Source organism: Pseudoxanthomonas sp. LjRoot204_2 (genome assembly GCF_056175765.1).
The window spans coordinates 1-5,188 of record NZ_JBGFFG010000243.1 but is presented as its reverse complement, the minus strand read 5'-3'; the positions used below and the strand labels follow the sequence as shown (position 1 = coordinate 5,188).

Below are 5,188 nucleotides of genomic sequence, written 5' to 3'. Positions count from 1 at the left end.
CAGGGATCTCGCTCTCACAGGTTTCTACATCCGACTTGAGCGAAATCTCTCCGGCCAAGACACTGATCGGAGCAAGTGATGCTGAGAAGGCGATGGCTCCGATTGCTATAAGTTTCATATGCGCCCTAACACCTAGTAGACCCCATTCCGGGGTAATAGCGCCGAGTATTCAGGCTCCTCCACACAGCGTCAATCAGGCTTTCCTTACGTCCGTTCAACGGCTTGGCTGATGGTGTCGATGCGAGCTGCCTGCGACGCTGGCAGCGTTATCCGCATGGAATGCGATCGCAATGGAATATCAGCCTGAGGACGGGGCGGTATCGGGTGGGGCGTCGGCGGCCCGGCGGGGTTTGTTGGAGGAGGTGGAGCGCCGGCTTCGGGTGGGTCACTACAGCATACGCACGGAGCGGGCGTACGTCGGGTGGATACGCCGGTTCATTGCTGCCAATGGCAGGCGTCACCCGCGGGAGCTGGGGGTGGTGCAGGTCGAGGCGTTCCTGACGCAACTGGCGGTCGAGGGGAAGGTGGCTGCGAGTACGCAGAACCAGGCGCTGTCGGCGGTCCTGTTCCTCTATCGCGAGGTGTTGGGGCTGAAGCTGGCGTGGATGGAGGATGTGGTGCGCGCCAAGCGACCACAGCGGGTCCCGACCGTACTGTCGCAAACCGAGGTGCGTGCCTTGCTCGCGCACATGGATGGCCGCATGGCGGTGCTGGCGCGGCTGTTGTACGGCAGCGGCATGCGACTGATGGAAGGGGTTCGCTTGCGGGTGAAGGACGTGGACTTCGCCCGCAACGAGATCACCGTGCGCGAGGGCAAGGGCGGCAAGGACAGGCGGACGGTGTTGCCGGCGTCGCTGGTGCCGGCATTGCAGGCGGAGGTGGAGCGGGTCCAGGTACTGCATGCGCAGGATCTCGCGCGCGGCGCCGGCGAGGTGTGGCTGCCGCATGCGTTGTCGCGCAAGTATCCGAACGCGGCGCGCGAGCTCGGTTGGCAATACGCGTTTCCCGCGCGCGCCATCAGCCTGGATCCGCGCGATGGCCGTTGGCGACGGCACCACATCGACGAGGCCATGTTGTCGCGTGCGCTGAAGCGTGCGCGGGTGGCGGCGGCCATCGTCAAGCCGGTGAGCGCGCATACGCTGCGCCATTCGTTCGCCACCCACCTGATCGAAAGCGGCTACGACATCCGCACCGTGCAGGAACTGCTGGGGCACAAGGATGTCGCCACCACGCAGATCTACACGCACGTGCTCAACCGCGGCGCGGGCGCGGTGCTCAGTCCGCTGGATCGCTGAGATGGGGCGGACGGGCGCACCCGTTCCGGCGCCGGCCGGGTTGGCATGCGTGGCGGCGCTCCTGCTCGGCATGGTGGGCATGCTGTGGCAGCCGACCCTGCCGGCGGTGGCCATGCTCTGGCTGGGGCTCGCCGCAGGCGCCGCAGGCTGGTGCGCCGCATGGCGCTGGCGCTGGGCGGGCGCGCTGCTCGCGGGTGCGGCATGGGCGGGCCTGCATGCCACGTGGAGCCTGGATGTGCAGCTGCCGGTGGCGTGGGAGGGCAGGGAGGTGGAGGTCTCCGGGCGTGTCATGGGCCTGCCCGAGCCCGGCGCGCGACGAACCCGCTTCCTGTTGCGGGTCGACGCCGATGCGCATCAACCGGCCCCGTTGCGGGGTCGCCTGTTGCGGCTTTCGTGGTACGACGACTTCGGGGCCACCGCACCCGGTGCGCGCATGCAGGTGGGGGCTGGGGAACGCTGGCATCTGCGGATCCGCGTGCGTGCGCCGCGTGGGCTGGCGAACCCGGGCGGGGTTGACACCGAGCGTTACGCCGCGGCGCAGCGCATCAGCGCGATGGGCTACGTGCGCGACCCCGGCACGGCGCGTCGGCTGTCGCCGGGGCGCGGCATCGATGCCTGGCGCAGCCGCATGTCCGCGCGCATCGCTGTAGCCGTGCCGGACCGCATGGCGCGTTTCGTGCGGGCACTGGCACTAGGCGACACGCAGGGGCTGGATGACCACGACTGGCACGTGCTGCGGGCTGCCGGACTGACGCATCTCATCGCGATCTCAGGCTTCCATGTCGGCATAGTGGCCGGCGCCTGCGCGCTGGTGGCCGCAGGTGCGTGGTGGGTGTTGCCCGCGCTGGCCCGTCGCGTTCCGCGCCCACAGGCCGCGGGTGCGGCGGCATTGGCCGGTGCGCTGGCGTATGCCGCCGTGGCCGGATTCGCCCTGCCGACGGTGCGCACGGTATTGATGATCGGCGTAGTGGTGCTGGCGCGCGTGGCAAGACGCCACGTGCGGGTCGTCGACTTGCTGGCGCTGGCGATGTGGGCAGTGCTGCTGTGCGATCCGCTGTCGCTGCTCGCGGCGGGCTTCTGGCTGAGTTTCGGCGGCGTTGCGTGGCTGGCCTGGTGCCTGCCGGCATCGATGCACTGGGCGAAAGCCTTCCTGCCGGCACAGGGCGTCGCGACGATCGGCCTGTTGCCGTTCACCGTCGTGCTGTTCGGCCAGGCCTCGCTCGCGGGTCCGCTGGCGAACCTCCTGGCGATTCCCTGGTGGAGTCTGGTCGTCGTGCCGCTGGCCCTGCTCGGGACGGCACTGGAGGTGCTGCACGCGGGTGCCGGTGGATGGGCCTGGAGGTTGGCGGCGACCTGCTTCGAACCGAGCTGGGGATGGTTCGAGCGGGTGGCCGCGCATCCCCACGCGTTGTGGTGGTTGCCGGAAAGCCCCGCGTGGACGCTGTGGCTGGCGTTGATCGGCGGATTCTGGTTGTTGCTGCCCCGCGGTGTGCCGGGGAAATGGCTGGCGGTGCTGCTGTGGTTGCCGTTGCTGTGGCCGGATCGCGAAAGGCCCGGCGCGGGCGAGGTGGAGCTCGTCGTGATCGACGTGGGACAGGGGCTCTCCGCGCTGGTGCGCACGGCGAACCATGCGCTGCTGTTCGATGCCGGGCCGGCGGTGGAGGAGGGATTCGATGCCGGCGAACGTGCGGTGGTGCCGGCCCTGCGAGCGCTGGGGGTGCCGCGCCTGCATGCGCTGGTGGTCAGCCATGCGGACAACGACCATGCCGGAGGGGTCGACGCCGTGCGCGACAGCCTGCCGGTACACGTCGTGCTGGCGCCTCCCGGCAGCGGCGTGGACGCCAGCGCGGCCTGTCTCGCCGGCGCGTCGTGGACGTGGGACGGCGTGCATTTCCGCTTCCTGCACCCGGGCCTGCATTTCCCTTATCTGGGCAATGAATCGAGTTGCGTGCTGAAGGTGGAGACCGCGCACGGGAGCGCGCTGCTGCCGGGCGATATCGGCGCCATCGTCGAGCGGARCCTGGTCCATCGCGATGCCGCCGGATTGCGCGCCGACGTCGTCGTGCTGCCGCACCATGGCAGCGCGGGGTCGTCGGATTCGGCCTTCATCGCCGCCACCTCGCCGCGGCTTGCACTGAATGCCAGTGGGGCCGGCAATCGGTTCGGCCACCCGCGGGCCGGGGTGGTGGCGCGCTGGCGCACCCAGGGGGCGGAGGTCGTCGATACCCAGACGGGCGGAGCCCTTCGCGTGTGGCTGGGCAAGGGCGGGCTGCAGCTGCGTGAACGACGTCACGCGCGACCGCGATGGTGGGACGCCGTACGGCGGCGGCAGGCCGGTGGGCTATCCTATCGGCTGGAAGAAGGACGGCCGGATGCGCCGGAGGACTGAACGTGCTGGAACTGGTGAAGGCCGGCGGTTGGCCGATGATCCCGCTGCTGCTGCTCGGCGTGCTGGCCCTGGCCATCGTGGTGGAGCGCTTCTGGTCGTTGCGCCGCAAGGAGATCCTGCCGCCCGGACTGGGCGAGGAAGTCCGTGCCTGGGCCGCGCGGGGCCAGCTCGAGGCCGCGCACGTGGAATCGCTTCGGCGCAACTCCCCGCTGGGTGAACTGCTGGCAGCGGCGCTGGACGTGCGCAGCAAGCCGCGCGAGCAGATCCGCGAGCGGATCGAGGACACCGGCCGCCACGTGGTCCACCGGATGGAGAAGTTCCTTAACGCGCTCGGCAGCATTGCATCGGCAGGCCCGCTGCTCGGCCTGCTGGGAACGGTGGTCGGCATGATCCAGATGTTCCTCGGCATCCAGGACAGCGGCGTCGGCGATGTCAATGCGCTGGCGGGCGGTATCGGCAAGGCGCTGGTGTGCGCGGCGGCCGGCATGATCGTCGCCATCCCTGCGCTGCTGTTCCATCGCTATTTCCGGGGCAAGGTCACCGGCTACGTGATCGAGATGGAGAAGGAGGCCACCGCCCTGGTCGATGCGCTGGAGGCGCGCCACCCGCGCGCGGTCGTCCGGCCGGGCGGCGCGGTCGCGCCGGCCACAGCGCCGACGAGCGCCTGAGGCCCGCGCATGCGCATCCGCGACGACCGCTCGCAGGAAGAGCCCGAGATCAACCTGGTGCCGTTGATCGACGTGATCCTGGTGCTGATCATCTTCTTCGTCATCACCACCACCTTCGATGCCCGCTCGATGCTGCAACTGCAGTTGCCGAGCGCGGCGGGCGAACCGGTCGCCGCGCAGGTGAAGGCCCTCAGCGTGCTGGTCAACGCCGACGGACGCTATTTCGTCGACGAGCACGAGGTCATCCGTCCCGACATCGACGCGCTCAAGCAGACCCTGCAGCAGGTGGCCGGCAGCGACCGCAGCCGGCCCGTGCTGTTGCGTGCCGACGCGCGCACGCCGCACCAGGCGGTGGTGACCGCACTGGACGCGCTCGGCCAGCTGGGCTTCCGCCGGATCAACATCGCCACTGCGCCGGAGGCGCAGAAGTGAGCGGAACCGATTCGCCCTGGCAGGTCTACAAGCGGCTGCTCGGCTTCGCCACTCCCTATCGGGGACTTCTGCTGCTGGCGGCGATCGGCATGCTGCTGGAAGCCGGTGCCGGCGGCGCGTTCGCCAAGCTCATGGAGAGCGTGGTCGACGAGACCTTCATCAAGCGCGACGAGGCGAAAAGCCTGCTGTTGCCGGCCTACATCGTGGGTCTGTTCGTGATCCGCGGGCTGGCGGGCTACATCACCGACATGGGCATGGGCAAGGCGGCGCGCAGCATCGCCCGCGATTTCCGGGTCGATGTCCTGGGCAAGTACCTGCGCCTGCCGGGCCTGCGCTTCGACACCGAACCGGTGCCCTCGATGCTGGTCCGCCTGGGATCGGACAGCGACCAGGTGGCCCAGGCC

4 protein-coding genes and 1 pseudogene are annotated in these 5,188 nt (G+C 69.5%); all 5 read left to right on the top strand.

Going from position 1 to position 5,188, the window contains the following annotated elements; translation table 11 throughout:
• The first annotated feature begins 290 nt into the window (after positions 1 to 290).
• On the top strand, positions 291 to 1,295 hold the full coding sequence (locus AC04L7_RS12000; protein WP_435999088.1) for an integron integrase: 1,005 nt from the start codon (positions 291 to 293) through the stop codon (positions 1,293 to 1,295).
• A 1-nt stretch (position 1,296) separates the two neighbouring features.
• Positions 1,297 to 3,793: pseudogene (locus AC04L7_RS11995) on the top strand (DNA internalization-related competence protein ComEC/Rec2); the annotation flags it as partial.
• Positions 3,687 to 4,352: a MotA/TolQ/ExbB proton channel family protein gene (locus AC04L7_RS11990; RefSeq protein ID WP_435999087.1), complete on the top strand. Its 666-nt coding sequence runs from the start codon at positions 3,687 to 3,689 to the stop codon at positions 4,350 to 4,352. The pseudogene AC04L7_RS11995 and the gene AC04L7_RS11990, both read left to right, overlap by 107 nt.
• Before the next feature lie 9 nt (positions 4,353 to 4,361).
• Complete coding sequence (locus tag AC04L7_RS11985; protein ID WP_435999086.1) at positions 4,362 to 4,784, top strand: ExbD/TolR family protein; 423 nt, start codon at positions 4,362 to 4,364, stop codon at positions 4,782 to 4,784.
• Between the two features lie 89 nt (positions 4,785 to 4,873).
• On the top strand, positions 4,874 to 5,188 hold a 315-nt coding region (locus AC04L7_RS11980; RefSeq protein WP_475513077.1), incomplete at its 3' end, for an ABC transporter transmembrane domain-containing protein.

Bases quoted from the DNA above. Each gene is read 5' to 3' on its own strand.
- AC04L7_RS12000 (WP_435999088.1), top strand. From the start codon at position 291: ATGGAATATCAGCCTGAGGACGGGGCGGTATCGGGTGGGGCGTCGGCG.
- AC04L7_RS11985 (WP_435999086.1), top strand. From the start codon at position 4,362: ATGCGCATCCGCGACGACCGCTCGCAGGAAGAGCCCGAGATCAACCTG.